The sequence below is a fragment of the Nitrosomonas communis genome, assembly GCF_900114745.1.
Taxonomy (GTDB): domain Bacteria; phylum Pseudomonadota; class Gammaproteobacteria; order Burkholderiales; family Nitrosomonadaceae; genus Nitrosomonas; species Nitrosomonas communis_A.
This window is the reverse complement of sequence record NZ_FOUB01000185.1, coordinates 1-1234: the sequence shown is the minus strand read 5'-3', so window position 1 is coordinate 1234 and position 1234 is coordinate 1. Positions and strand designations below refer to the sequence as shown.

At 48.5% G+C, this 1234-nt stretch carries 1 protein-coding gene; it reads left to right on the top strand.

Annotated elements, in window-relative coordinates; all coding sequences use genetic code 11:
- Window positions 1-67: 67 nt before the first annotated feature.
- Window positions 68-1204 carry an IS630 family transposase gene (locus tag BM122_RS21305; RefSeq protein ID WP_074907674.1) on the top strand — a complete coding sequence of 379 codons (1137 nt, stop codon included), beginning with the start codon at window positions 68-70 and terminating at the stop codon, window positions 1202-1204.
- Window positions 1205-1234 lie beyond the last annotated feature (30 nt).

Genomic DNA, 1234 nt, shown 5'->3' with positions numbered 1-1234 from the left:
CATCAAAACATATACATATTTAAAATTATGAGCCATAATCCCCCTGTTCGATAACGGGAGAGCAAACATGGCAAGAAAAAGTGGGCGAGGAAAACTGGCACTATCGGTAGAAGAGCGTGAGCGATTGAGACAGCTATCAGGTTCGCGCACGGCACCCAAACGAGAAGTAGAACGGGCACAAATGCTATTACGCTACGCGGATGGAGCAGATATTGCGGGGATTGCCAGGGAAATAAAGGTTACACGTGCAACAGTTTACAAATGCATCGATAAGGCCTTGGCTGCGGGGGTGGAAACAGGACTAAAAGACAAATACCATCGACCGAAGGAACCTTATATTACACCGGAGGCGGCTGGCTGGGTAGTGAATTTGGCCTGTACTAAACCAAAAGATCATGCATTGGCTGCAGAGTTGTGGACACTTTCTGCTTTAGCGCAGTTTGTGCGGTCAGGTGCTGTAGCAGCTGGGCACTCGTGCTTGCAGCGAGCTGCAAAGGCGACAGTATGGCGTATCCTCAATGCTCACGATATCAAACCGCATCGTATTCGCTATTACCTGGAAAAACGCGATGCTGAATTTGAGCAGAAGATGCATGAGGTATTGGTGGTCTATCGAGAAATTGCCATGGCGCACGATGCTGAAAATAAGATGCCAGATCGACGGCCGCAATACACGGTTAGCGTAGATGAAAAACCAGGTGTTCAAGCGCTGACCAATACTGCACGGGACTTGCCTCCCATTGCTGGCGAGCAATCATGTGTGGCCCGCGACCATGAGTACGTTCGAAAGGGTACGGTGTCGATGATTGCCGGAATCGATTTGCACAATGGACACATCATCGCGCAGGTGCACGATCGTCACCGCAGTCGGGAATTCATTGGCTTCTTGAAAGAGCTGGATGCGTACTATCCTCAGGGATCGGTCATTCGGTTGATTCTCGACCATCATTCTGCCCACATCTCGAAAGAAACCATGGCCTACCTGGCTGAGCATCCGGGGCGTTTCAGTTACGTTCACACACCTAAGCATGGCTCGTGGCTAAATTTGATTGAGTCGGTATTCTCGAAAATGGCAAGAACCTTTCTGCGTCATATCCGAGTAGCTTCAAAGGATGAGCTAAAGAACAGAATTATGAAAGGCATTGCAGAGATGAATGCTGCACCAGTTATCTACCGATGGCGCAACTTCGATTTTGCCGCATAATGTATCTATTTTTGTGAAACGATATACTAG